This window comes from Pseudomonas fluorescens (assembly GCF_002837185.1).
Taxonomy (GTDB): Bacteria; Pseudomonadota; Gammaproteobacteria; order Pseudomonadales; family Pseudomonadaceae; genus Aquipseudomonas; species Aquipseudomonas fluorescens_AM.
The window spans coordinates 167,673-192,125 of the sequence record NZ_KZ477992.1; the positions used below are offsets into that span (position 1 = coordinate 167,673).

Annotated in this window: 21 protein-coding genes and 1 pseudogene; 11 read left to right on the forward strand and 11 right to left on the reverse strand. The window is 60.7% G+C overall.

Going from position 1 to position 24,453, the window contains the following annotated elements; genetic code table 11:
- Window positions 1-27: 27 nt before the first annotated feature.
- Window positions 28-405, reverse strand: a complete 378-nt coding sequence (locus CIB54_RS10435; protein WP_065951315.1) for an MGMT family protein — start codon at window positions 403-405, stop codon at window positions 28-30.
- A gap of 130 nt (window positions 406-535) precedes the next feature.
- On the opposite strand from CIB54_RS10435, the gene CIB54_RS10440 reads away from it, so the two are divergent.
- The 10 genes from CIB54_RS10440 to CIB54_RS10485 all read left to right on the forward strand — a co-directional run bounded on the left by CIB54_RS10440 (window position 536) and on the right by CIB54_RS10485 (window position 9,325).
- Window positions 536-1,543, forward strand: a complete 1,008-nt coding sequence (locus tag CIB54_RS10440; RefSeq protein ID WP_065951316.1) for a DUF481 domain-containing protein — start codon at window positions 536-538, stop codon at window positions 1,541-1,543.
- 95 nt (window positions 1,544-1,638) lie between these two features.
- Complete coding sequence (locus CIB54_RS10445) at window positions 1,639-2,370, forward strand: HugZ family pyridoxamine 5'-phosphate oxidase (protein ID WP_101219733.1); 732 nt, start codon at window positions 1,639-1,641, stop codon at window positions 2,368-2,370.
- 66 nt (window positions 2,371-2,436) lie between these two features.
- The gene (locus CIB54_RS10450; protein ID WP_065951318.1) at window positions 2,437-2,913 is read left to right on the forward strand and encodes an FxsA family protein; all 477 of its coding nucleotides are present in this window, start codon (window positions 2,437-2,439) and stop codon (window positions 2,911-2,913) included.
- Between the two features lie 249 nt (window positions 2,914-3,162).
- A complete protein-coding gene (locus tag CIB54_RS10455; protein WP_017846112.1) occupies window positions 3,163-3,459 on the forward strand; it encodes a co-chaperone GroES in 297 nt (98 codons plus the stop codon).
- Window positions 3,460-3,509: 50 nt separating this feature from the next.
- A complete protein-coding gene (gene groL, locus CIB54_RS10460; protein ID WP_065951319.1) occupies window positions 3,510-5,156 on the forward strand; it encodes a chaperonin GroEL in 1,647 nt (548 codons plus the stop codon).
- A 398-nt stretch (window positions 5,157-5,554) separates the two neighbouring features.
- Window positions 5,555-6,238 (forward strand): two-component system response regulator ColR, encoded by a 684-nt coding sequence (gene colR, locus CIB54_RS10465; protein WP_003208587.1) that lies wholly within the window; start codon window positions 5,555-5,557, stop codon window positions 6,236-6,238.
- Entirely contained in the window at window positions 6,228-7,508 is a 1,281-nt protein-coding gene (locus tag CIB54_RS10470) for a sensor histidine kinase (protein WP_065951320.1), read from the forward strand. Before colR ends, CIB54_RS10470 begins: the two co-directional genes overlap by 11 nt.
- Window positions 7,509-7,696: 188 nt before the next feature.
- Window positions 7,697-8,377, forward strand: coding sequence for a class I SAM-dependent methyltransferase (locus CIB54_RS10475; RefSeq protein WP_065951321.1), 681 nt, complete (start codon window positions 7,697-7,699; stop codon window positions 8,375-8,377).
- Window positions 8,378-8,381: 4 nt separating this feature from the next.
- Window positions 8,382-9,101 carry a lipopolysaccharide kinase InaA family protein gene (locus CIB54_RS10480; RefSeq protein ID WP_065951322.1) on the forward strand — a complete coding sequence of 240 codons (720 nt, stop codon included), beginning with the start codon at window positions 8,382-8,384 and terminating at the stop codon, window positions 9,099-9,101.
- Window positions 9,098-9,325: a hypothetical protein gene (locus CIB54_RS10485; RefSeq protein WP_101219734.1), complete on the forward strand. Its 228-nt coding sequence runs from the start codon at window positions 9,098-9,100 to the stop codon at window positions 9,323-9,325. The genes CIB54_RS10480 and CIB54_RS10485 overlap by 4 nt, the downstream gene beginning before the upstream one ends.
- Before the next feature lie 52 nt (window positions 9,326-9,377).
- Here the strand turns inward: CIB54_RS10485 and CIB54_RS10490 are convergent, their stop codons facing one another.
- The 5 genes from CIB54_RS10490 to CIB54_RS10510 form a co-directional block, all read right to left on the reverse strand.
- The gene (locus CIB54_RS10490; RefSeq protein WP_101219735.1) at window positions 9,378-12,425 is read right to left on the reverse strand and encodes a multidrug efflux RND transporter permease subunit; all 3,048 of its coding nucleotides are present in this window, start codon (window positions 12,423-12,425) and stop codon (window positions 9,378-9,380) included.
- Window positions 12,422-13,579, reverse strand: coding sequence for an efflux RND transporter periplasmic adaptor subunit (locus tag CIB54_RS10495; protein WP_101219750.1), 1,158 nt, complete (start codon window positions 13,577-13,579; stop codon window positions 12,422-12,424). The genes CIB54_RS10490 and CIB54_RS10495 overlap by 4 nt, the downstream gene beginning before the upstream one ends.
- A 260-nt stretch (window positions 13,580-13,839) precedes the next feature.
- Window positions 13,840-14,940, reverse strand: coding sequence for a DUF1513 domain-containing protein (locus tag CIB54_RS10500; protein WP_101219736.1), 1,101 nt, complete (start codon window positions 14,938-14,940; stop codon window positions 13,840-13,842).
- Between the two features lie 2 nt (window positions 14,941-14,942).
- Window positions 14,943-16,007 (reverse strand): imelysin family protein, encoded by a 1,065-nt coding sequence (locus CIB54_RS10505; RefSeq protein ID WP_065951325.1) that lies wholly within the window; start codon window positions 16,005-16,007, stop codon window positions 14,943-14,945.
- A gap of 31 nt (window positions 16,008-16,038) precedes the next feature.
- The gene (locus CIB54_RS10510; RefSeq protein ID WP_101219737.1) at window positions 16,039-17,478 is read right to left on the reverse strand and encodes a di-heme oxidoreductase family protein; all 1,440 of its coding nucleotides are present in this window, start codon (window positions 17,476-17,478) and stop codon (window positions 16,039-16,041) included.
- A gap of 139 nt (window positions 17,479-17,617) precedes the next feature.
- Here CIB54_RS10510 and CIB54_RS10515 point away from each other — a divergent pair, with 139 nt between their 5' ends.
- Window positions 17,618-18,181 carry an NAD(P)H nitroreductase gene (locus CIB54_RS10515; protein WP_065951327.1) on the forward strand — a complete coding sequence of 188 codons (564 nt, stop codon included), beginning with the start codon at window positions 17,618-17,620 and terminating at the stop codon, window positions 18,179-18,181.
- A 124-nt stretch (window positions 18,182-18,305) separates the two neighbouring features.
- On the opposite strand, the gene CIB54_RS27945 is transcribed toward CIB54_RS10515, so the two are convergent.
- The 5 genes and pseudogenes from CIB54_RS27945 to CIB54_RS10535 form a co-directional block, all read right to left on the reverse strand.
- Window positions 18,306-19,061 (reverse strand): methyl-accepting chemotaxis protein, encoded by a 756-nt coding sequence (locus CIB54_RS27945; protein WP_371914504.1) that lies wholly within the window; start codon window positions 19,059-19,061, stop codon window positions 18,306-18,308.
- Between the two features lie 102 nt (window positions 19,062-19,163).
- Window positions 19,164-20,507, reverse strand: a pseudogene (locus tag CIB54_RS27950) (HAMP domain-containing protein); the annotation flags it as partial.
- A gap of 75 nt (window positions 20,508-20,582) precedes the next feature.
- Entirely contained in the window at window positions 20,583-20,984 is a 402-nt protein-coding gene (locus tag CIB54_RS10525; protein WP_101219738.1) for a YbaN family protein, read from the reverse strand.
- A gap of 157 nt (window positions 20,985-21,141) precedes the next feature.
- Complete coding sequence (locus CIB54_RS10530) at window positions 21,142-21,750, reverse strand: biliverdin-producing heme oxygenase (protein ID WP_101219739.1); 609 nt, start codon at window positions 21,748-21,750, stop codon at window positions 21,142-21,144.
- Window positions 21,751-21,885: 135 nt separating this feature from the next.
- Window positions 21,886-24,453: a TonB-dependent receptor gene (locus CIB54_RS10535; protein ID WP_101219740.1), complete on the reverse strand. Its 2,568-nt coding sequence runs from the start codon at window positions 24,451-24,453 to the stop codon at window positions 21,886-21,888.

Genomic DNA, 24,453 nt, shown 5'->3' on the forward strand with positions numbered 1-24,453 from the left:
CAGATTTGCGGAAACAAAGCGCGCACTCTAACCGCTGTGCTCTACCGGACGCCAGCCATGGCGCTGAATATCAACACGATTGTTCAGGATAGTGACGCCTTCGCTGCGTAAACGCGCACGTTGCTCGTCACCGGATGCACTGCCCAGCGGCAGGCTTATCCGACCACCGGCACCCAGCACACGGTGCCAGGGCAATCGGGTATCTGCGGGGAGCTGGCTCAAGGTGCGTCCGACCCAGCGCGCGGCGCGCCCCAAGCCTGCCAGGTGCGCCAACTCGCCGTAACTGACCACGCAGCCTTCAGGCACCTGCGACAACGTCAGGTAAAGTGCGGTGCGGCGCATTTCGGCGGGGTTTTGCGGGGTGTCGGCGGGTTCATTCACTGCGAGGCTGTCCGTTGAGAACATCGGTGTTTTTGTGAGAAACGTCTGTAAGCTTGGCGTCGAGCATGGAACTCAATATAAATAGTTGAGTCAGTTCAGGCTATCTAACACGATAGCCTCTTCTTTTCGCCAACCCCGAGCCCCGTATCCGCTTATGTTGTCCAGAACCCTGCTGTGCCTCGCTGTCCTCAGTGCTTCCACGCCCCTGCTCGCCGATACCGTCTGGTTGAAAAACGGTGACCGCCTGACCGGCAAGATAAAAGTCTTCGACGGCGGCAAGCTGCTGATCCAGACCAGCTACGGCGGGGCGATCCCGGTGGACTGGAAGCAGGTGAAAACCCTGGAGAGCGATCAGGAGTTGCTGGTCAAGCAGGACGCCTACGACGGCGAAAAGGCCAAGTCCCTCAAGCCTGCAGAGGATGGCAAAGTCGTGCTGGCCAATGGCGAAGCGCCCAAGACTGTGGACTTGGCCAGCATCCAGCAGATCCTCAAGCCCAAGCCTGTGATCGAAGATCTGGTATGGAAGGGCAACATCGACCTGGCGCTGGACTACAAGCGCGCCGACAAAGACACCAACGACTACGACATCGACTTCAAGACTTCAGCCCGTCACGGCCAGTGGCGCCACACGGGTAAGGGCGAATACAACCGCGAGTTCCAGGACGACGTCACCACCACCGACAACTGGGCGTTGGAATACGACCTGGACCGCTTTATCACCGAGCACTGGTTCTGGCAGGGTCGTCTGACCTACAAGCGTGACAAGGTCGAAGACCTGGCACGTCAACGCACCGTCGGTACGGGCCCTGGCTATCAGTTCTGGGACGATGAACTCGGCGCGTTCTCCCTCGGCTCGCTGGTCAACCGCACCGATTACGAATACGCCGATGGCGGCAAGGACAACTTCTACTCCCTGGCCATGAAGTGGAACTACAACCGCTACCTGGTGGGCAAGACCGTTGAGTTCTTCACCAACGGCGAGCTGGGCAAGCCGCTGGACGGTCCGGCCGACTATTCCCTGGATGCCGAGATGGGCCTGCGCTACAAAGTCACCGAGTGGGCGTCGCTCAATCTCAAGGCTGAACGCGATGTCATCAGCGGCGACTCCGACAGCAGCTTGAGCAAGACCCGCTACACCGCAGGTTTTGGTGTGGCCTGGTAAAGCGACACGCTGGCAACCTGCATGGATATTGATTACCTTGTGTTGAGATCCATTCCCATATGCCATGGGCGGCGAAACAACCCAGGAGTCATACAGTGAGCGCGCACGTTGCCAGGAACGCCCGAGAGCTGTTGCTCAAGGAATACCGTGGGGCCTTGGCCACACTGTCCAAAGCCATGCCCGGTTTCCCCTTCGGTTCGGTCGTGCCGTACTGCCTCGACGCGCACGGCCAGCCGCTGATCCTGATCAGTCGCATCGCCCAGCACACGCACAATTTACAGAACGACCCCAAGTGTTCGTTGCTGGTCGGTGAGCGCGAAGCCGACGATGTGCAGGCCGTCGGGCGCCTGACCTACCTGGCGCAAGCCGAAAAGCTGGAAGACGCCGCCAGCATCGAAGCCGCTGCCGAGCGCTACTACCGCTACTTCCCTGACTCGGCCAATTACCACCAGGCCCACGATTTCGATTTCTGGGTGCTCAAACCGGTGCGCCACCGTTATATCGGTGGGTTTGGCGCGATCCACTGGGTCGATCAACTGACCCTGGCCAATCCGTTCGCGGGCAAGGCCGAGCGCAGCATGATCGAACACATGAACAGCGATCACGCCAAGGCCATCGCCCATTACGTCGACCTCGCCGGTATACCGGCGACCGAGACTGCGCAACTGGCCGGCATCGACAGCGAAGGCATGCACCTGCGCATTGGCCAGTCCCTGCACTGGTTGCCGTTTGCCGAGTCTTGCAACACACCGACACAAGTACGCGAAGCCCTGGTTTCATTGGCTCACGCGCAGACCTGGCCGAAAAAATCAGACGTTCGCGCTTGAATTCACGAAAAGGCGACGTCATCTAAGGTGAACTAGCAAGGCATTCTTGCGTTGAGGAACCATTTGATGCGCCCTTTTTTGTTGCTTTTTCTATTGTTCCCGGTGCTGGAGCTGTTCGTATTCGTTCAAGTCAGCGGTGCGATCGGATTTTTCCCGGCACTGTTACTGATCATTCTCGGCTCGATGCTCGGCGTTCTGGTGCTGCGCGTCGCCGGCCTGGCGACGGCCCTGCGCGCCCGTGAGAGCCTGAACCGCGGTGAGCTGCCCGCCCAGACCATGCTTGAAGGCCTGATGATGGCCCTGGCCGGTGGCCTGTTGATCCTGCCGGGCTTTATCAGCGATGTGGTCGGTCTGGTGATGCTGCTGCCGGTCACGCGCAAACTGCTGGCCGGCAAGATGCGCCAGCGTGCCGAAGAAGCGGCCATGCGCCAGCGCGCGTTTGCCGAAGACCTGCAACCCCGTGGCGGTCCGGCCCCGCGCCAGCCCCTGGGGCGGGAAGGCGATGTGATCGAAGGCGAGTTCGAACACCGCGACAGCAAATAAAGACCTCACCGGCACGGCACCTTCGGGTGCCGTGTTGCATTCATTCCTGATCAACACACAAAAAAAATTCGTTCGCTGCCCCTTGTAATAAGCCTGGGCGCCCTTATGTAACGGTCACCGCAAGGTTTCTGGTGGTGACACTAGACAGACTTCCGCGGTTCGCCCAGCGAGCCGCGACCGGCACCGCCGGAATTTAACCCGCCGGAATTGATACCGGCCGATGAAAAACACAATTAGGAGAGATCGACAATGAGCAAGCTTCGTCCTCTGCACGACCGCGTCGTCATCCGTCGCAGCGAAGAAGAAAAGAAAACCGCCGGTGGGATCGTCCTGCCAGGTTCGGCTGCTGAGAAAGCCAACCACGGCGTGATCGTCGCTGCTGGCCCAGGCAAGACCCTGGAAAACGGTGAAGTACGTGCGCTGGCCGTGAAAGTGGGTGACAAGGTTGTTTTCGGCCCTTACTCCGGCAGCAACACTGTGAAAGTCGACGGCGAAGACCTGCTGGTAATGGCTGAGAACGAAATTCTCGCTGTACTGGAAGGCTGATTTTCCCGCTCATTTTCCCGTTACTACAAAGTATTTAAGGAATATCGATCATGGCTGCTAAAGAAGTTAAATTCGGCGATTCCGCCCGCAAGAAAATGCTCACCGGTGTCAACGTCCTGGCTGACGCAGTAAAAGCGACCCTGGGCCCGAAAGGCCGTAACGTGATCATCGAGAAAAGCTTCGGCGCTCCGACCATCACCAAGGATGGCGTTTCCGTAGCCAAGGAAATCGAACTGGAAGACCGTTTCGAGAACATGGGCGCGCAGCTGGTCAAAGACGTTGCCTCCCGTGCCAACGATGACGCCGGCGACGGCACCACCACCGCTACCGTCCTGGCTCAGGCCATCGTCAACGAAGGCTACAAAGCCGTCGCTGCCGGCATGAACCCGATGGACCTCAAGCGCGGTATCGACAAAGCGACCATCGCGATCGTTGCCGAGCTGAAAAACCTGTCCAAGCCATGCGCTGACACCAAGGCTATCGCTCAGGTAGGCACCATCTCCGCCAACTCCGACAGCTCCATCGGCGACATCATTGCCCAAGCCATGGAAAAAGTCGGCAAGGAAGGCGTGATCACCGTTGAAGAAGGCTCGGGCCTGGAAAACGAACTGTCGGTTGTAGAAGGCATGCAGTTCGACCGTGGCTACCTGTCCCCGTACTTCGTCAACAAGCCGGACACCATGGTTGCCGAGCTGGACAGCCCGCTGATCCTGCTGGTCGACAAAAAGATCTCCAACATCCGCGAAATGCTGCCTGTACTGGAAGCCGTTGCCAAAGCCGGCCGTCCGCTGCTGATCGTTTCCGAAGACGTTGAAGGCGAAGCCCTGGCGACCCTGGTTGTGAACAACATGCGTGGCATCGTCAAAGTCGCAGCCGTCAAGGCTCCAGGCTTCGGCGACCGTCGCAAGGCCATGCTGCAGGACATCGCCGTATTGACCGGCGGTACCGTTATCTCCGAAGAGATCGGCCTGAGCCTGGAAAGCGCCACCCTGGAAAACCTGGGTAGCGCCAAGCGCGTGACCATCTCCAAGGAAAACACCATCATCGTTGACGGTGCTGGCGTTGAAGGTGACATCGAATCGCGTATCGCTCAGATCCGTACCCAGGTTGCCGAGACTTCCTCGGACTACGACCGTGAAAAACTGCAAGAGCGTCTGGCCAAACTGTCCGGCGGCGTTGCAGTGATCAAGGTTGGCGCCGGTTCCGAAGTTGAAATGAAAGAGAAGAAGGCCCGCGTTGAAGACGCCCTGCACGCTACCCGTGCAGCCGTCGAAGAAGGCGTGGTACCTGGCGGTGGCGTTGCGCTGATCCGTGCTCTGGAAGCCCTGACCAATCTGACCGGCGACAACGCTGACCAGAATGTCGGTATCGCTGTACTGCGCCGTGCCGTTGAAGCACCGCTGCGCCAGATCGCTGCCAACTCCGGCGACGAGCCAAGCGTTGTGGTCAACGAAGTCAAGAACGGCAAAGGTAACTACGGTTACAACGCTGCGACTGGCGTCTACGGCGACATGATCGAAATGGGCATCCTGGACCCAACCAAGGTGACTCGTTCCGCACTGCAGGCAGCTGCTTCCATCGGCGGCCTGATCCTGACCACCGAAGCTGCCATCGCTGAGAAGCCAAAGGCTGAAGGCGCAGGCGGCGGCGGTATGCCAGACATGGGCGGCATGGGTGGCATGGGCGGCATGATGTAAGCCAGCCTCACCCGGCTACTGAAAAACCCCGCCTGCAGTGATGCAGGCGGGGTTTTTTGTTGTTTCGGCCTTCTGGCCGACCGGTGAGGGGGCCGGTGTACTCGGTCAAACATTGTGGGAGGGGGCTTGCCCCCGATCGCGGTGGGTCAGTTAAACATTTATCAACTGACCCATCCTCATCGGGGGAAAGCCCCCTCCCACGTTGATCTTCATTTCAATGGGCGATGATTTTCCACGCACTAGCGTAGCGAGTCTGTGAAGTTATAGTGAAAATCTCGTTCAATATAAATATCGGTTGAAAACCTATATCGATGACCTGTGCAGGTCTATCCCTGAGCGACACTTGGCCTTAAGCTGCGCGAGCCAACACGGCTGTTACCGCGTACGGAGCACTGCCCATGCGAATTTTATTGGTTGAAGACAACCGCGATATTCTGGCCAACCTGGCCGATTACCTGGGGCTCAAAGGCTACACAGTGGATTGTGCGCAGGACGGTCTGTCGGGCCTGCACCTGGCGGCCACCGAGCACTACGACTTGATCGTGCTCGACATCATGCTGCCTGGCATCGATGGCTACACCCTGTGCAAACGCCTGCGCGAAGATGCGCGCCGCGACACGCCGGTGATCATGCTGACTGCCCGTGACCAGTTGGACGACCGGCTGCAGGGCTTCAAGTCCGGCGCCGATGACTACCTGCTCAAGCCGTTCGCCTTGTCGGAGCTGGCCGCCCGTATCGAAGCGGTGTTGCGCCGTGCCCAAGGTGGCGGGCGTCGTGCCCTGCAAGTGGGCGACCTGAATTATGACCTGGATACGCTGGAGGTGACCCGAGAAGGGCGCCTGCTGAAACTCAACCCGGTCGGCCTGAAGTTGCTGGCGGTGCTGATGCAGAAAAGCCCGCACGTATTGCGTCGGGAAATCCTCGAAGAAGCCTTGTGGGGCGACGATTGCCCGGACAGCGACAGCCTGCGCAGTCACGTTCACCAACTGCGCCAAGTGATCGACAAACCTTTCGCCAAGCCGTTGCTGCAAACGGTACACGGTGTGGGTTATCGCCTGGCCGAGGGCCGTGATGGAGTTTAAGCAAAGCCTTGCCCAGCGGATCATCATCGCCTTTGCCTTGATGAGTGCGTTGGTGGCGGGGGCCTTCGCCATGGGCATTGTCGCGACCGTGCACCTGGTGGAAGAGAAGTTGATTTCGGCGGGCCTGGGCGGCGACCTGCAACGTCTGCTGTTGATGGACAGCATGGAAGACTGGCGACATCGGCCCGAGCCTGACCAGTTGTTCTATTTCAGCGGCGGCCCCGGCGATTTCGAGCTGCCCAAGGATTTGCGGCATCTGGACCCGGGCTTTCATGAGGTGTTTCGCGAGTCGCTGTCCTACCATGCCATGGTCGAAGTGATCGATGGCCGGCGTTATGTGCTGCTGCAGGACCAAAGCGATTTCGAAGAGCGCGAGCGTGTGCTGTTTGCCGTGGTGCTGGTGGGCTTTGTGCTCAGCCTGGCACTGGCGGTGTTCCTGGGTTGGGTGCTGGCGCGCAAGGTGATGGCGCCGGTGGTGCGCCTGGCCCGCCAGGTGCGCCATCGCGACCAGTTGCTTGGACTTGCGCCACCGTTGGCGCCGGATTATGCGGCCGACGAAGTGGGCGAATTGGCGGTGGCGTTCGACGCCACCCTGGGTCGCTTGCGCCAGGCGCTGTCTCGCGAACAGTTGTTTACCAGCGATGTGAGCCATGAACTGCGTACACCCTTGATGGTGTTGGCCAGTTCCTGCGAATTGCTGCTGGAGAATCCGGCGATCGATCAGCGCGGGCGTAATCAGGTCCAGCGCATCGCCCGGGCCTGTGAAGAGATGCGCGAACTGGTGCAGACTTTTCTGATGCTGGCCCGCGCCAAGCATGACGATGCCGCCATGTCGGCCCAGGTCAACCTGACCCAGGTTGCCGAGGACCTGCTCGGAATCTGGCGCGGGCCCATCGAGCAAAAAGGCCTTGAGTTGATCTACTGCCCAGGTACCCCGCTGGAGACACGCTACAACACGACGTTCCTGCATGCGGTGATGGGCAATCTGTTGCGCAATGCACTGCATTACACCGAGCAAGGGTTTATCCGCCTGACCCTGGAGCCCAGCGGCTTTGTGGTGGAGGACACGGGTGTGGGCATTCCTGAAGACAAGCGCGAAGCGATGTTCGAGCCGTTCGTGCGTGGCAGCGAGAAGCGCGGCGAGGGTCTGGGGTTGGGCTTGTCACTGGTGCAGCGTATCTGTGAAAGCCAGGGCTGGAGCGTCACCCTGAGTACCATGGAGCCCAATGGCTGCCGTTTTCATGTGGAACTGGGTCAAGTCAGAACCTGACCGTTCAGTCTGTCAATTTGCTGCTGCACGACGCCTGCTTTTCGGCGAAGATGGCCCGATGCTACTGAATGTTTCTGTAAAGTCTTGAAATGTATGGGATTGGACAGGACAAGTTTTTCACAACGAGTTGACCTGTTGATCACAGTTCGCTGCTTAGGGTTGTAGGCATCAGTTACCGGAGACTCAAGATGCCTTCCCCGATCAAGTTGGAATTTTCAGAAAAGTACGACGATCAACACGCGCGGCAATACCTGCTCAAGCATCGGGACAATCTGGCTCGCCGGTTGTCCCACAAGCGCGATGAGCAACTGGCGCGTGGTGCGCTGGCCATGGCCGGTGAGCCGGGCCTGGTGTTGGACTTGCCGTGTGGTGCCGGACGCTTTTGGCCATTGCTGGCCGAGAAACCCAATCGTGTGATCATCGGGGCCGACAATTCGGCGTCGATGCTGAAGGTCGCCACGGCGGCCCAGCCGGCGGAAGTGGTAAAACGGGTACGCCCTTTGCAGACTTCCGCCTTTGATATCGATTTGCCAGACAACTCGGTCGACAGTATTTTCTGCATGCGCTTGATGCACCACATCGGTGACCCGGCGCACAGGATGACAATACTTCGGGAGTTTCAGCGGGTTAGCCGTGACAGCGTGATTATCTCGCTGTGGGTGGATGGCAATTTCAAGGCCTGGAAGCGCAGGCGCGCCGAGGTGCGGCGTCGTAAGAAAGGTGAGCAGGAAGGTTACCAAAACCGGTTTGTGTTACCGGCTGCTACTGTCGAGGCAGAATTCGAGCAGGCCGGTTTCCGAGTTCAGGAATCCCTGGACTTCATGCCGCTCTACGCCATGTGGCGAGTCTATGTATTGCGTAAGAGGTAACAGGATGGCAGTTGAGTGCGTAGTCGGCAGTCATATAGCTCCCGAAGAACGATTTGATTTTTTCTGGCGTCAGCAGGGTGAGTGGGTGGAAGAGCCCAACCGTCGGCGTGGCGGTGAAAGTGGCGTACAGCGGGTGATCAGTCCCAACGGGCGATTGCTCTATTGCAAACGCCAGACGGGTCATATCTACCGCAGTTGGTTGCATCCGTTTGGACGTCCGACCGTGTTGCGTGAGCGTGATGCCCTCAAGGGCCTGCGCTTGCTGGATGTACGGGTGCCGGAGTTGGTGTTCTGCGAGGCGCGACGCGACCCCGAGCATCAGTGGAAAGCCTTGCTGGTCACCGCTTCGCTGGACGGTTTCGATGAAATCGAAAACTGGTACGCCGCCGGTGGCCGTGAGCAATATGGCGAGGCGGTCCACGAGCGCTTGCTCGAGGAATTGGCCGCTACCCTGGCGCGTATGCACAAAGGCCGCTGGCAGCATGGTTGCCTGTACATCAAGCACATCTTCGTCCGGGTAACCGGCGAGGGCGATGCGGTGAACGTTGAAGTGGCACTGCTGGACTTTGAAAAATGTCGCCAGCGTTTGACCGCTTATCGAGCCGCCTCCCATGACATGCTGCAATTGCGCCGCCATTCGTCGTGGAATGATACCGACTGGAAAAAACTCAGCTACTTTTACGAGACGGCGTTTGGCAGCGCTATCAAGGGTTTAACCAGATGAAGCTAGAAATAGCACGAGGTTTGTTCCTGGTCGGGGCGCTAGGGGTTACAGCCCTGGCCCTGGCTGCCTGGGAACAGCCTCGCACACAGGTACTCAGTGCGACCCAAGGCGGTGGGCAATGCCTGCTGCCACGTGTGGCCAAGGTCAGTGTGGCGGCCAAACCCGATCATGAGTTGCTGTTATTCATGTTCGGGATGTCTCAAGCGATGAGGCCGCAGAGTTGAAACGATTGAAACCCCCGGAAAAGGCCTCGCGATGCGAGGCCTTTTTTTTGCGCTATCGGGTCAGTGCCCTGGCTGGGGTGTCCGCTTTGGTCAGTGTCGTGTACACCGTGGGCAGGACGAATAGGGTGAACAAGGTACCGATCGACATGCCGGTGGCGATCACCATGCCGATATCGAACCGACTGACCGCGCCCGCGCCGCTGGAGAAAATCAACGGCACGACACCCATGACGGTGGCCAGCGTGGTCATCAGAATCGGCCGCAGACGGATCGCGGCAGCTTGCTCGACCGCAGCCCGCGCGGACAGGCCTTGTTGCTTGCGCAGTTGATTGGCGAACTCGACGATCAGGATCCCGTGTTTGCTGATCAAACCGATTAACGTGACCAGGCCGATCTGCGTGTAGATATTCAGGGTGGACCACCCCAGGAACAGCGCGATCAATGCGCCGCCTATCGACAGCGGCACCGTTACCAGTATCACCAGGGAGTCACGCAGGCTTTCAAACTGCGCCGCCAACACCAGCGCGATGATGGCAAGTGCCAGGCCGAACGTGCCCCATAGCGCATTGCCCTCCTGCACAAACTGGCGTGTAGCGTTGCGGTAATCGAAGGTGTAATCCGCTGGCGCTTCCTCCTGTGCGATGTTTTGCAAGGTCTGCAATGCGTTGCTCATGCCGACGATCGGAAACGCCGATACCGTGACTGAATTGAGCTGCTGGAACTGATTCAACCGCTGCGGCCGAACCTGAGGGCTGGACACGGTGACCAGCGTCGACAAGGGTAATAATTGGCCCTTGGCGTTTTTTACCGCGTACTGGTTCAGCCAGTCGGGGTTGTCTCGGTAGTCGCGCTCGACTTGCGCAATCACTTTGTAGAGATGACCGTCGATACTGAATCGATTGATTTCCGCTTCAGCCAGGAGGGTAGTCAGGGTCAGGTCCAGATCCTCCATGGATACGCCCATCTGGGCGGCCTTGGTCCGGTCAATTTCGACCATGACTTCAGGGCGGTCGAATGCCAGGTCGATATCCACGTAGGCAAACTTTCCCGAGTCGATCGCGCGTTGTTTGATGCGCTCGGCTACGCTCATCATCGAACTGTGGTCCTGCTGTGAACTGATGACAAAGCCAAAGGGCAGGCCTTCACCGGTACCCGGCAGGGAGGGCAAGTTGAATGCGAAAACTTGCAGGCCGGGGTTGTTGTCGAGTTTTTCGCGCAGTGGCTCCAGCACTTGCATCTGTGTGCGCTCACGTTCCCCCCAGGTTTTGAGCAGGAAGCCGCCGACGCCTGAGTGTACGCCATCCAGCCCATTGATCTGGAAGGATGCCTGGTATTCGGGCAGGGTTTTGAACGGTTCGATAAAGTCCTGGGTGTAGCGGTTCAGGTAGGCCAGGTTTGTTGCCTGGGGGGCATTGGACAGGATGAAAATCAGGCCTTTGTCCTCGTCGGGCGCCAATTCCGAGAGGGTGAACGTGAGCATGGCCGGGATCAGGCAGAGCACCAGCGTGGCGAAAACCAATACCACCGACTGCGCTTGCATGATCTGGCGCAGGCGGCGCTGATAGCGTTTTTTCAAGGCATTGAAGAAGCGCTCCAGAACCTGCGACAGGCCCTTTGGCTGTTCTTCAGGCAGCAGCAAAATGGCGCACATCATCGGTGACAGCGTCAACGCCACGATCCCGGAAATCACTACAGCGCCAGCCAGTGTCAGGGCAAACTCCTTGAACAACGCCCCGGTCAAGCCCTGCATGAAGCCAATGGGTGCAAAAACCGCGGCCAGCGTGATGGTCATGGACACCACCGGAACGCAGACCTCTCTTGCCCCCTTGATCGCGGCTTCAAGCGGGGATTTGCCTTTTTCGATGTGCCGGTGAATGTTTTCCATCATCACGATGGCGTCGTCGACCACCAGGCCGATAGCCAGGACCATGGCCAGCAGCGTCAGCACGTTGATGGAATAGCCCAGCAGTTGCATGAGGAACAATGTGCCTAGCAGCGACAGTGGAATGGTGATGACTGGAATGATCACTGAGCGTAAGGAACCCAGGAACAAAAACACCACCAACACCACAATCAGTACGGCTTCGAGCAGGCTGGACAGCACCTGGTCGATCGAAGCGTTGATATACAGCGTCGAATCGTAAGCAATATCCGTGTGCAGGTCGGGTGGCACCTGCGTCTGCAATTGGGGCATCAATTGGCGGACGCGCTTGCCCAACTCCAGTGGGTTGGCATCGGGCGTGGCTTGAATGCTGATATAAACCGCCGGGATACCGTTGAACGTGCTGAAACTGTCGTAATTTCGCGAGCCCAATTCCACGCGCGCCACGTCTCCCAGACGTACCTGGTTGTCGCCGTCGGTTTTCACCGGGATCGCACTGAATCCCTCGGCCGATTGGAGTTCGGTGTTGGTGGTCGCGCTGGTGACGACATATTCGCCGGTCAGGTCCCCCGCGACAGGTTGTACGTTGTAGCGCCTGATGGCCTGGGTTACGTCACTGGCGCTCAGGCCAAACCCCGCGAGTTTTATCGGGTCGAGCCACAGGCGCATGGCGAAGTTCTGACTGCCGATAATCTGCGCTTGCGCCATGCCCGGCAGTGTCACCAGCCGAGGCTGGACGACCCGCTGCAGATAGTCGGTGATCTGCGCATTGTTCATGGTGTTGCTGGAAAAACTCAGGTACATCAGCGCAGTGCTATCCACTGCAACCTTGCTCAGTACCGGTTCTTCGATGCCGCTGGGCAACTGGTTTCTGACTTCATTGGACTTGGCCAGCAGTTCGGTGAACAAGCGGTTGCTGTCGGCGCCGACCCGACTATAGATGGAGATGATCGATATATTCTGACGACTGGACGACGTCATATAGTCGATGCCTTGCGCGCTGGCCAGGCTTTGTTGCAAGGGTTGGGTGATGTAACTCTGGATGGTTTGCGCACTCAGGCCCGGGGCGACCGTGGTGACCGTAATCAGCGCGTTTTCCATTTGTGGAAACTGGCGCAGTTGCAGTTTCTTGTAAGCCTGGCATCCAAGCAGCACGATCAGCAGGCTGACGACCACGGCCAGTACCGGGCGACGAATGAACAGGTCGGTGAAGGTCATTGCGTGCCCTCCCGATCGGGCATCGGCCGCGGCCCATCCGCCTGGCTTCGGTCGATACTGATGCGCACAGGGGTGCCGTGTTTCAGTTTGAGCTGGCCGGCAGTGACCACCTGTTCGCCCTTGTTCAGTCCCTTGGAAACCACCACCAGGCCATGGCGACGCTCACCCGTTTCGATCAGGCGCTGCTCGGCGATCAGTGGCGGCGCATCGCTGGCATCGGCGGCTTGCGGCTCACCGTTGTTATCAGGTGTTATTACGAAAACGTACTGACCATAGGGGCTGAAGGCGATCGCACTTTCCTGGATGACGGTTTGTGCCGTCGGTTCGTCCAGCAGCACCCGTAGATTGGCGAACATTCCCGGTAGCAGATCGTCGCGAGGGTTGGGCAGCGTCGCACGTACCAGCACGTTTCGCGTGCTGTCATCGACGATCGGGTTGATGGCGCTCACTTTGGCGAGGCTGAAGTTGCCGGGGCGTGCCGAGACTTCAACCTGAACCGACTGCCCGATCCTGATCAGCTGAACGGCTTGCTCGGGCACATAAAAGTCAACATAAAGCTGGCGTCTGTCCTGCAAGCTGGCGATGACCTGGGTACTTTGCAGGTAATCGCCCACATTGACCTGGCGGATGCCAATGGTGCCGGTGAAGGGGGCAACGATGTGCTTCTTTTCCAGCGCTGTAGTGCGCTGTGCAACGACGGCAGTGTTTCGATTGAATTCAGCGCCGAGCCGATCGAATTCGCCTTTGGAGATGGCGCTGATCTCCACCAGTTTCTGGCCGCGCTCGAAGTTCTGACGGGCCAGGCGTTGGTCGGCCTTTGCCACGTCCAGCTCGGCCTGCTCGGTCTGGTGCTCAAGCTGCAGCAAGGGCTGTCCAGCTTCGACCATTTGCCCGGACTCAAAGTGCAGCTGTGTCACAACGCCGGGCACCTCAGTGCTCAGGTCGATACCTTGCAATGCCTTGAGCGTGCCCGCCGCCGGCATTTGGCGCTGCCAGGGTATTTCAAAGGCATTGGACGTCGCCACGCTGACCGGTGGTTTGGGCCCATGCAAAAGCTGCAACTGCTGATAAATCCAGTACGTCTTGTAGCCGGCAAGCATCAGGACGACTGAAAGAACGAGGCTGAGCATGATAATCATCCGGCGGGCCGGCATGGTCATAGTGGGGTCCTTGTGAGACGTGTGCAGATTGTGAACGGCGCGCGAGCACGCAAGAGCAAGCGGCGCGGCACGGAGCGCCGCAGTCTTGATCAGGACAAGGACGGGGATAAGTAGTCGTTTCGCAAGTTGTTGTGAGAATACTGGAAGGCGATTGAGAGAGAGTTCTACAGATTGTGTAGGGGAATGTGCCAAGCAGCTGTCGGCGGGTAGGCTCCTGAGTGTCAGCCCAGGAGCGTTGAGATCGAAGCGGGAGGTTACGTCATCAGATGCAGGTGGTTATCCCACAATCCTGCGGGCAAGGTCAGCGGCGTCGCTACTGGCTGTTTCTGGCGGCAATCGTAGAGGCGGCAGCGCCCCTGGCCCGAGGTCACGACAAACCCGTCCGCCACCGCGCCCACTCCGGCGCAATCGGGCAGCGGGCCGTCCAGGCGCAACTCGCCATTGTCCATGTCCCAGATAAAGAAGCGATTACCCCGCGGCGCCGTCAGCGCCACCAGCCGCAGCTCGCTGTGTACCGCAACACTGGCGGTGTAGTGCCCCATTGCCTGCCATTGTTCATCGGCCACCGGGAACGCCACGAAAGGCTGACCCGGACGCTTGATGGCGAGCAATTCGGAACGCTCCTGTGACGGTCCCATGAACTGTTGCCCGGTGAGGATGGTGCCATCGCTGGCGATCCCCATGTGGCGCACGCTGTTCATCTGCTGGCCCAGGGTTTCCTTGCTGATCAGGCTGCCGTCGCGGTGCATCAGCACCAGGCTCGGCTCCATGGCGTTGAGGTTCATCTCCACGCGGCTTTCGGCTTCGGTGCGGATGCCGCCGTTGGCCACCACCAGGGTTTCGCCATCGGGCATCCAGGACACCTGGTGCGGGCCGATGCCGTGGGTGGAGATCTCGCCGCTGTGCACCAGCCGCTCGCCTTCGAACTTATACACACCCAACAGGCCACGGCCGGGGTCGGAGGTGTCGTTCTCGGTGGCATACAGCCAGTCGCCGCTCTTGTGGATCACCGCGTGGCCATAGAAGTGGCGATTGGCGTTCGAGGTGATGGTTTGCAGGAGCGCGCCGTCACGCAGGTCGATCAGGTAGCTCTCGGTGCCCGGGCGGCGGGCGACGAACAACGCAATCGGCAGCGTCGGGTGGTTGATGATGTCGTGGCAGCGCTGGCCGACCTGGGTGGCGAACACCTGCTTGCCGTCCAGGCGATAACCGACGGCGTAGTGCCTGCCGTCTGCGTCATCGCGCGCCGACAGCAGCAGCGGGCTCTTGTCCTTGTGCTTGAACAGCGTCCAGCCGCCCAAGGTGAGTGCGCTGAGCAGTACGCTGCCAACCGCCAAAGCCTGTCGCCTGAGCATTATCAGTCACCGTCGTTGGCGTTGAAGCCCAGCTGGATGCCCAGCGCCTTGGCCAGCTCGCCTTCGTGCAGGCGATGGACCACGTTGAGGCTGTCGTAGAGGTCGTTGAGCTGCTGGCGCCCGGCGTCGTCGTTCAACAGTTCGTTGAGGGTACGCTGGTTGCTGGCAAACAGTTTGAGTGACGCGGCATAGGCGGCGTCGATCTTGTCGGCCAGGGCTTTCTGATCGGCCGGCAACAGCCCGCGCAGGCCTTTGTTGTCAACGCCCACCCACACGGTCTGGGCCGCCGCGAGGCTGGCTTCCAGGCTTTGCAGGGACGACTGGCTGCGCCATGCATCGGCCTGGAACGGCTGCGGGATGCCTTTGGTCTGGCGACCCATCGGCGTGCCGAGTTTTTTCTTCAGGGTATCCAGGGCGGTCACTTGCACGCGCAGCAGATCAGCGATGGCTTCGTGGGAGTCGGCGTAACGCTGGTTCGGGAACTTGGTCATCTGCGCAAGCATGCCGTCGGTGCTGTTCCAGCTCGCCAGGATCTCTTCGGCCAGGGCTTTCTGGCGTTCGCCGATGGCCATCAACAGCGGGCAGTAACGGGCTTTCTGGGCCGCGTCGGCAACGTCGGGCTTGGCGTCGTAGAGGATATATTCGTAGGCCGACAGGCCTTGCACCACCACGCTGGATTTGGCGAGGGCGGCCGCATCGATCTGCGGCTGGGCGCTGACCAGTTGCTCGACCTGACGACCCACCAGGTTTTTCTTGTCCGGCCAGAACTGGATCTGCCAGGCGCGGTTGCCTTCGGCCAGCGGGCCGATCAGCAGCGGTTGCAACTCGGCCCAGGCTTTTTGCGCGTGGAGGAAGTCGGCACGGGCGGTGTCCAGGCTTTCTTTATCCTGGCAATAGGCGAGGGCGCTGACGGCCAACTGACGGTCGGCCTCGACCCACCGGCTGTAGGTCGGCAGGATGACTTGCTTGGCGATGGCGGCCGAGGTCACCGCTTGCGGATCCTGGGGCGAGCAGGCACCGAGGGCAAGGGCGGCCAGGCTGGTGAACAACAACTTGGGACGGAACATGTCGAGCTCCCTTCTGTAATTGGGGCAAAGCTTATAGAGAATTCAGGAATGCCAGCAACGCGGCACGCTGCTCGGCGTTGAACGACAACACATGCTGCTGCGCCGCTTGCGCTTGCCCGCCATGCCAGAGCACGGCTTCAAGCAGGTTGCGGGCGCGGCCGTCATGCAGAAACTGGGTGTGACCACTCACGGTTTGCGTCAGGCCGATGCCCCACAACGGCGGGGTACGCCAGTCGCGGCCACCGGCCTTGAATTCAGTACGGTTGTCGGCGAGGCCTTCGCCCATGTCATGCAGCAGCAAGTCGCTGTAGGGGCGGATCACCTGATTGGCCAGTTCGGGTTCGGAGGCGTTGGCCGCCGTGGTGAACGTTGGCTTGTGACAGCCCTGGCAACCTGCCTGGTAAAACAGGTTCTTGCCGGCCAGCACCTGTGGCGCGTTGACGTCGCGGCGCAGCGGCACGGCGAGGTTACGCGTATAGAACAGCACCAGGCGCAGAATGTTGTCGCTGACTTCCGGCTCGCCCTCGGGGCCGTTGCCGTTGGGTGCCTGTTTGCAGGCCACCTGGGCGTCGGTGCAGTCATCGAAGGGTCTCAGGGAAGTGGTGAGGCCCATATCACCCGAAAATGCGTGAACATTTTGTTGATTGAGGTTGGGTTGCCCGGATTTCCAGCCAAAGCGCCCTAAAACGGTCTTTTGCTCGGCGTCATCCCATACCTGGTTCGCCCGGCCGATGATGGCTTCGCTGTCGGCGGTTTTCGGGTCGGTGTTGCGCAGGATGTCGGCGTCGCTGATGGCTTCAAGCAAACCCAGGCCAATCATCGGCGGTGCGACGCGCGCAGAAAAGCGGGTGTCGGGGTGCATCGGGCCATAGCCAAGCTGGGTGATCTGCAGCGCGGGCTTGCGCAACTCGACCACCGTGCCGTCCGTGAACCTGACGTTGATCGGCGTGTAGTCGACGCGCACCTTGCCCTCCGGTGCCACGCCCGGCACGGCCATGTCCTGCAGTTGGCCGCCGTACACCGGCTCGGGCACCACGCCAAGCTGTTCGATGAGTTTGGCGTAAGGCGCCAGCTCTGCATCTGGGGGGGAGATGGACAGGCGCACCAGCATCGACACGGCATTGGGCGCATCGGCCAGCGGTGGGTGGCCCCGGCCGTCCTTGATATGACAGTTCTGGCAGGCGTTGGTATTGAACAGCGGGCCCAGGCCGTCACGCGCAGTGGTGGTCGAGGGCGCGATCACCCAGGGGCTGCGAAAGAAACTGTTGCCTACGCTGAAGTCCAGGCGGCGGGTAGGCGCCAGGTTGGCCGAGGGTAGGGAAAACGCGTTCTGGTCGCGCTTGTTCACGGTCGCCGCGCCGCCGGCCCGCGCTTCCCCCGGCTCAGCCTGGGTAAACCTTGGGGCGTCGTCGCAGGCAGTCAGGCCCAGGGCCATCAATGCTGCGCACAGGCGTAGTAGCGAACGGAACATCGAGTTTCCTGAACGAAGGCGAAAAATCCGGTGGCAAAGTCTAACAGGGCAGGGCAGTTTGAATAAGAGCAATTATCGTTTGGTGGCATCCCGATGCATTCCGCTAGAATGACCGCACATTTTTTTCTGGAGGTGGCCAATGCAGGCTCTCGACGCTTTGCTCAACCGTGTTTCCGTGCCGCGCTTGCTGGAACCGGCACCGACCCAGGAGCAGCGCGACGTGCTGTTCGCCGCCGCCATGCGCGCGCCCGACCACGGCCAGTTACGCCCGTGGCGTTTCCTCACCGTGGAAGGCCCGGCCCGTGAGCGCATGGGCACGCTGTTGGCCGAAGCGGCGCGTTTGCAGGATGCGGATGCCCCGCAAGCCGCTATCGACAAGGCCCAGAACGGCCCGTTGCGGGCGCCGCTGGTGGTGGTGGTGATCGCCCGCCTGCAGGAGCATTTCAAAGTGCCGAAGTCCGAACAATTGCTGGCAGCCGCCTGTGCGGCCCATGGCATTCTTTTGGCGGCTTATGCGCAAGGGATCGGCGCGGTGTGGCGCACGGGCGAGTTGTCTTACTCGGCTCATGTGGCCAAAGGGCTGGGGCTGACCGCAGATGAAGAAGTGATCGGCTTCCTGTACCTGGGCACGCCGCAGAACCCGCCGCGTACGGCGCCCAAGGAAGATGTTGCGGCGTTCGTCCAGGCCTGGACCGGCCTGTAAAACAAAAAGGGTCAAAATGTGGGAGGGGGCTTGCCCCCGATAGCGGTAAAGTCAGCTACAGATAAGTGACTGACACTCTGCCATCGGGGGCAGGCCCCCTCCCATATTGGACCTGCAGTGTGTCTTAAACCCTGAACTGATCCATCAACTTCATCTGCTGGCTGGCCAGGGCATTGAGCTGGCTGCTGATGGCCGCCGACTCGGTGGCCTGGCCGGTGAGGGTTTCGGTCACGGTGCGGATCGCCGAGACGTTGCGATTGACCTCTTCGGCCACCGCGCTCTGCTCTTCGGCGGCGCTGGCGATCTGCAGGTTCATGTCGCTGATCACGGTCACGGCGTCGCTGATCTTGCCCAGGGCCTGCACCGCTTGATGGATCTGCCCGGCATTGCTTTGGGCCTGTTGTTGGCTGGAATGCATGGTCGCCACCACGTCCCGGGTGCCGCTCTGGATCCGTTCGATCACCAGACGAATTTCCTCTACCGAATCCTGGGTGCGTTTGGCCAGGTTGCGCACCTCATCGGCCACCACCGCAAAACCGCGTCCGCTTTCCCCGGCACGCGCCGCTTCGATCGCCGCGTTCAACGCCAGCAGGTTGGTCTGTTCGGCAATGCTGCGAATCACTTCCAGGACTGAACCGATCTGTTCGCTATTGACGGCCAACGCCTCGACTTCGCCGACGGCCTTGCTGACTTCCTGGGCAAGCGAGGTGATATCGCGGGTGCTTTGCTCGATGATCGACATGCCTTCGCGCGCCGACTGATCCGCGCCGCGTGCCGCGCTGGCGGCATTGGAGGCGCTGTTGGCGACGTCATGGGCGGTGGCGCTCATTTCATTGGACGCGGTGGCCACCTGGTCGATCTCGCGAAATTGCACCTGCATGCCTTCGCTGGTCTGGCGCGCGATGGCCGAGGACTGGTCGGCCGTGCCGCGCGCCTCGGTGATGCTTTGCTTGATCTGCGCGATGGTCGGTTGCAGTTTGTCGAGGAAGCGGTTGAACCAGTTCACCAGCTCGCCCAGTTCGTCTTTTTTGGCATAGGCCAGGCGCTGGGTGAGGTCGCCGTCGCCGCTGGCGATGTCCTTGAGCATGGCGGCCACACTGTTGATCGGACGCGTTACGCCGGTGGCGGTCAGCCAGATCAGCAGCAGGCCCAGCAGGGCCGCGGCGGCGGCGACCAGCAAGGCTTTGAGGGTGCCTGTCGCCTGGGCTTGGTCAAGCACAGCTTGCAGTTTCACGTTATCGGCCAGCATCACCGATTTGGGCAGCTTGATCACCACGCCCCAGGATTTGGCGTCGGCAATCGGCTTGACGGGGTATACGGCACGAATGGTCTCGCCCTGTTCGCGGATCATCGGGCGATCATCGGCGAGCAGTTGCACGATCTCTTTGCCCTCGGCGCCAAGCGTGTCGATCAGGTTCTTGCCCACTTTGGCCGGCTCACCGCTGTAGGCGGCGATCACCCCGGTGCTGGACAGAACCTCCACGTGTGCGGCGCCGTTGAACACGCCCTTCTGCGCCGCATCGGTGTCGGCTTGCAGGGCGTTGAGGGCGATATCGACACCGACGACGCCGATCACCTTGTTATCGACGATCAAAGGCAGGGAGATGGTGGTCATCAGCACGGGCTTGCCGGCCACGGTGTCTTCGTACGGGTCCAGCAGGCACGTGGTGCGCGTGTCGCGTGGGCAGGTGTACCAAATGTTGTAGGGCGTACCGCTGAGGTTGAGGGTGGTCTTGGTCAGGTCAGCCTCGACCATGACCGTGTTCAGGCCTTCGCCGCCGGCCCGGCTCCAGTAACTGGAAAAACGGCCTTTTTCGTTGGAGACGCGGGCCTTGTCGTCGATGAACTCGCTGTCCTTGCCGTCCAGTGCGTTGGGTTCGAACGACAGCCAGATGCCCAGCACCTTGGTGTTACGGTCGAAAGCGGTTTTGACGCTCTGGTTGAGTTCTTCGCGCAGGGCGCCGGCTTCCAGGGAACGCTTGGCCCCGAGGTTGCGCAGGTCTTTGATCTGGTCGGCGAGGGCGGTGACCGCCAGCAGGTTTTCGTTGAAGGTTTTCTGCAACTGCACGGCCTGTTCGGCCGCCTTGGCTTGCAGCAACTGTTCCACGCCGGCAGTCAGCATGCGTGAGCTTGAGTCACTGACCAGTTGATCGTTCTGGTTGGTGTTGTAGATGTTGATGCCGACCACCAGTGCAATGACCCCTACCAGGCAGAGGCCGGACAGCAGCACGATTTTCAGGCGGATGGAGAGGGTGTCGAACATAGGTTCACTCACGAATGGACTTGTTGAGATGCGCGCAGCAGAGCCAAGTCCATTCGGCGCCATGTCTGAAACATCGGCTTAACAAATCAATTCATGAGTGACAGACGATGAGCGGTAGGAAAACGCCTACGCGCAGTGTTATACGGGCGGTGCAAGCTGCTCGGGGCGAGACCAGATCCACAGATTGCCCAGGCCCATGCCGGCGATTGCCAGGTAGATCGGCCAGCCGTGATCGAGCATCACCAGCATCAGGACGGCGCACAGCAGCATGCTGACGGTGGCGCTGACTTTGGCCCGACGCGCGATGATCTTGCCATTGCGCCAGTTGAACAGGATCGGCCCGAACAGGCGGTGGTTTTCCAGCCAGGCGCTCAGGCGCGGCGAGCTTTTAGTCGCGGCCCAGGTGGCCAGCAGGATGAATTCGGTGGTGGGTAAACCCGGTATGACAATCGCCACCAGGCCGATCCCCAGGCTGACGTAGGCCAGCAGGCCGTAGAGGATCTGCGCGATTCTGGAGGTGGATTGGGTTTTGCCGGTCATAGGTAGGGTTATCACAGAAAAACAATGTGAAATGCGTTCCAACTGTGGGGGGGGGGGCTTGCCCCCGATGGCGGTGTATCAGTCAATAAATTCTTTGCTGACACACCGCATCGGGGGCAAGCCGCCTCCCACATTTGATTGCATTTCAATCAGTAGGTCAGGCCAGTTCAGGGGCCGTAGCGTACGCCTGTTCCAGCAATACGGTGAAGCGTACAAACGCATCGATTGCGCCTTTTTCTACCGCGGCTTCTTCTTCGGCGCTGAACGGCAGGCCGTCGAGAATGCGGGTGAAGCGCTTCCAGCCTTCGGCGCGTCCACCGACCGGCTCGGCCAGGTGGCGCGCGCCGAAGGTCTCGCTCAGGCCCAGGCCCACGGCCCGTTTGATCAGGAAGGCAGCGCCCAGTTTGGAGCCTTCCGAGACGAACAGCCAGCCCAGGGCTTCGGCCTGGCCCGGGTTGCTCACGGCACCGGCGACCGGCGCGGGTACGTCGGTGTCGAGGTCGCCCAGATCGAGCCTGGCTGCTTCTGCGCGGCAGCGCTCGGCCAGGTCCGGGATGATCCGGTTCAGTTCGGCATCGTTGTACAGCGCGACCAACTCCGATTGGAACAGGTACTGCGCCACCACGAAGCGGGCGAAGTTGGCCTGGGTCTCAAACGGGGCGTGCGCCTTGACCAGTGCGTCGAGCTTGGTGTGCGGCTCGTTGGTGATCTGGTTCAGGCGCTGGGAGCGCAGGCCTGGACGTTCTGCAGTAGGAGAAGCGGTCATGAGAAAATCCTTGAGGGGGGAGCGCCTTGTGGCTCTAAAGAGAGCCGTTATCAACTAGACGAACAGGAAGACGCGGCACAGTAAAAAATCCTCACCTCGCCGCACGATCATTGCGGCGAGGTGCGGCAGGGCGCGTCAGATGTCCCAGATCAGGTTGATCGCGAAGTTGCGCCCCGGCTGTGTCAGTCGATCGAGGTTGGCCGGGCCGGTCACTGCGGCTTCGCCAACGCTGTCGTAGCTGCGCACGTCATCCCAGTTCCAGTACTTTTTGTCGGTGAGGTTGTAGAGGCCGCCGTTGACGGTCACGTCGTGGGTGAGCTTGTAGTAGGCGGTCAGATCAAGAATGCCGAAGCCCGGCGTCTTGAACGGGCCGCGGGTGTCGCCGTCGGGGGCGTGGAAGGTGCTGCTGTCGACGCGGTTCTGTTTCTTCACCAGGGTCCAGCTCACCAGGCCCCCGTAGTTGTCCTGGTCGTAGCCCAGGCCGAATACGCCCTTGAGCGGGTTGACGCTGTTGAGCGGCTCGCCGTTGTCGTCGTTACGGCCATGGGCGTAGGAGACCGCGCCTTGGGTATAGAGACCTTGCGGCGCGCCGAACGCATCCAGGTTCAGCCGGCCCTTGGCCTCGGCGCCCTTGATGGTGGCGCGTTTGATATTCACCGCCTGGAACTGCTCGACGGTGCCACCGACCACTGCGTTGTCCTCGTCGATGAAGTCGCGGTATTTGTTGTAGAACACGGCGATTTCGAACGAGCCTTCGTCGAACTTGCCGCGCAGCCCGGTTTCGATGCCCTTGCTGGTTTCCGGCTTGAGGTCGGGGTTGGGCTCCACGGTGTAGCCCAGGTTGAGGTTTTCGAAGCGGCCATACAGCGCTTTGGCGGACGGTGTGCGGAAACCCTCGGCGTACTGGCCGAACCAGGTGTATTGATCGGTCAGGGCATAGGTCAGGCCGAACTTGGGCGTGACGCGGTGCCAGGTTTTGTCCTTGCCGTCGACCGCATACTCTCCGGTGGGGTTCACGGTGCTGAGGAATTCCTCGGTCAGCTTGGGCTTGAGCCGGGTGTAGTCGTAGCGCACGGCGGGCAGGAAGGTCCAGTTGTCCCAGGTGATCTGGTCCTGGGCGAACAGCGAATAGGTGTTGATGGTCGGGTCGGGGAAGTCGCTGGATTTCTTCACGCTGTCGCTGGCCGATGGGCTGGGCGCGCCGATGGCGGTGCAGCCGCTGCCGACCGCCAGGCAGGTGGCGCCGCCTTCACGCGAGCCGGTGACTTTCTGCTGCTTGAGGGTGGTGCCGTAGGTCACCTGGTGATCGGTGGCACCGAGGCTGAAGGCCTTGTCCAGCTGTGCATCGAAGACCCACTGTTTTTCTTCGTACAGCGTGTCGCGGGTGCGCAATACACGGCGGCCGGACTGATAGATTTCGGCGGTCGTCTGGTCGGTCTTGGCGATCTGGTAATTGAGGCTGGTCTTGATGCGGTCGGCGATCGGCGACTCGAGGGCAAAGCTGTTTTCCAGGCCGAAGCGTTCACGGGTGATGGTGTCGTTGCCGCGACGGTCACGGTACAGGTTGAAACCACGGCCACCGATGAACGGGCCGCCCACCGCATTCTTGAGGTTGACGTCGCGATCATCCTTGTACTTCTCGTAGGTCAGGCCCAGACGGTTGTCGTCCCCGTAATTCCAACCCAGTTTGGCCAGCACGTTGGTGGTGCGGGCGTCTTCCGGGTTGGCGCCGGTGCGGGCTAGGCCAGTGGCGTTGTTGCCATCATAGGATTCGGTTTCGTGGCCGTTGCGCTGGCTCAGGTGCAGCAAGCCGTCGACATCCTGCACGCGGCCGGCGACGGTGGCGGAGGTCAGCCAGCTTTCGTCGGCGGAGCTGTAGCCGGTTTTCAGGCGTGCGCCAACGTCCTGGCCGGGCTTGATGATGTCATCCGGGTCGAGGGTGAAGTAACTCACCGCGCCACCGATGGCGCTGCTGCCGTACAGGGCCGAGGCCGGGCCGCGCAGGATCTCCACGCGCTTGACGATTTCCGGGTCGACGTAGTTGCGCCGGGTCTTGGCGTAGGGGCCGTTGAAGAAGTTGTCCGGCACTTCCACACCATCGACCTGGGTAAGAATGCGGTCGCCGTCGATCCCGCGAATGTTATAGCCCGCGTTGCCCGAGCGGGTGCCGGCGCCGCCCACGGACACGCCCGGTTCGTAACGCACCAGCTCACGGGTGTTGTTGACGTTCTGGCGGTCCAGTTCCTGGCGGTCGTGCACGCTGACCATGCTCGGTACGCTGTCGACAGCCTGCTCGGTGCGGGTGGCGCTGATGGTCACTGGCTGCAGGTTGAGGGCGCTGCCGGCGGCACGTTTCTCCAGGACGATGGTGTTGTTGCCCAGTTTGCGGTAGCTCAGGTTGGTCCCCACCAACAGCCGCTCCAGCGCCTTCTCCGGCGACAACGCCCCGCGCACGCCCGGCGACGACACACCCTGGCCCAGCTCGGCCGGCAGGCCGACTTGCCAGCCGGTCACGCCGGTGAACGCGTTCAGCGCCGCCACCAGCGGCTGCTGTTCGATGCTGAAGTTGTAGTTGCCGTGGCTGCGCGGCGCAGGTTCCGCGGCGGTTGCGGCCATTGCCGCCGGCACGCCGGCCATCAGTATGGCAGCGGTCAGCAAGGACAGAACGGGCGAACAAGACCGGCGGTTGAAACGAGAGGACAT

Excerpts from the sequence above, each read along its gene's own strand:
- CIB54_RS10485 (WP_101219734.1), top strand. The coding sequence starts at position 9,098 with ATGAAGCTAGAAATAGCACGAGGTTTGTTCCTGGTCGGGGCGCTAGGG.
- CIB54_RS10525 (WP_101219738.1), bottom strand. The coding sequence starts at position 20,984 with ATGACCGGCAAAACCCAATCCACCTCCAGAATCGCGCAGATCCTCTAC.
- CIB54_RS10535 (WP_101219740.1), bottom strand. The coding sequence starts at position 24,453 with ATGTCCTCTCGTTTCAACCGCCGGTCTTGTTCGCCCGTTCTGTCCTTG.
- CIB54_RS10450 (WP_065951318.1), top strand. The coding sequence starts at position 2,437 with ATGCGCCCTTTTTTGTTGCTTTTTCTATTGTTCCCGGTGCTGGAGCTG.
- CIB54_RS10440 (WP_065951316.1), top strand. The coding sequence starts at position 536 with ATGTTGTCCAGAACCCTGCTGTGCCTCGCTGTCCTCAGTGCTTCCACG.
- CIB54_RS10500 (WP_101219736.1), bottom strand. The coding sequence starts at position 14,940 with ATGCTCAGGCGACAGGCTTTGGCGGTTGGCAGCGTACTGCTCAGCGCA.
- CIB54_RS10470 (WP_065951320.1), top strand. The coding sequence starts at position 6,228 with ATGGAGTTTAAGCAAAGCCTTGCCCAGCGGATCATCATCGCCTTTGCC.
- CIB54_RS10495 (WP_101219750.1), bottom strand. The coding sequence starts at position 13,579 with ATGCCGGCCCGCCGGATGATTATCATGCTCAGCCTCGTTCTTTCAGTC.
- CIB54_RS10435 (WP_065951315.1), bottom strand. The coding sequence starts at position 405 with ATGTTCTCAACGGACAGCCTCGCAGTGAATGAACCCGCCGACACCCCG.
- CIB54_RS10515 (WP_065951327.1), top strand. The coding sequence starts at position 17,618 with ATGCAGGCTCTCGACGCTTTGCTCAACCGTGTTTCCGTGCCGCGCTTG.
- colR (WP_003208587.1), top strand. The coding sequence starts at position 5,555 with ATGCGAATTTTATTGGTTGAAGACAACCGCGATATTCTGGCCAACCTG.
- CIB54_RS10510 (WP_101219737.1), bottom strand. The coding sequence starts at position 17,478 with ATGTTCCGTTCGCTACTACGCCTGTGCGCAGCATTGATGGCCCTGGGC.
- CIB54_RS10475 (WP_065951321.1), top strand. The coding sequence starts at position 7,697 with ATGCCTTCCCCGATCAAGTTGGAATTTTCAGAAAAGTACGACGATCAA.
- CIB54_RS10490 (WP_101219735.1), bottom strand. The coding sequence starts at position 12,425 with ATGACCTTCACCGACCTGTTCATTCGTCGCCCGGTACTGGCCGTGGTC.
- groL (WP_065951319.1), top strand. The coding sequence starts at position 3,510 with ATGGCTGCTAAAGAAGTTAAATTCGGCGATTCCGCCCGCAAGAAAATG.
- CIB54_RS10480 (WP_065951322.1), top strand. The coding sequence starts at position 8,382 with ATGGCAGTTGAGTGCGTAGTCGGCAGTCATATAGCTCCCGAAGAACGA.
- CIB54_RS27945 (WP_371914504.1), bottom strand. The coding sequence starts at position 19,061 with ATGCAGGTGCAATTTCGCGAGATCGACCAGGTGGCCACCGCGTCCAAT.
- CIB54_RS10455 (WP_017846112.1), top strand. The coding sequence starts at position 3,163 with ATGAGCAAGCTTCGTCCTCTGCACGACCGCGTCGTCATCCGTCGCAGC.
- CIB54_RS10530 (WP_101219739.1), bottom strand. The coding sequence starts at position 21,750 with ATGACCGCTTCTCCTACTGCAGAACGTCCAGGCCTGCGCTCCCAGCGC.
- CIB54_RS10505 (WP_065951325.1), bottom strand. The coding sequence starts at position 16,007 with ATGTTCCGTCCCAAGTTGTTGTTCACCAGCCTGGCCGCCCTTGCCCTC.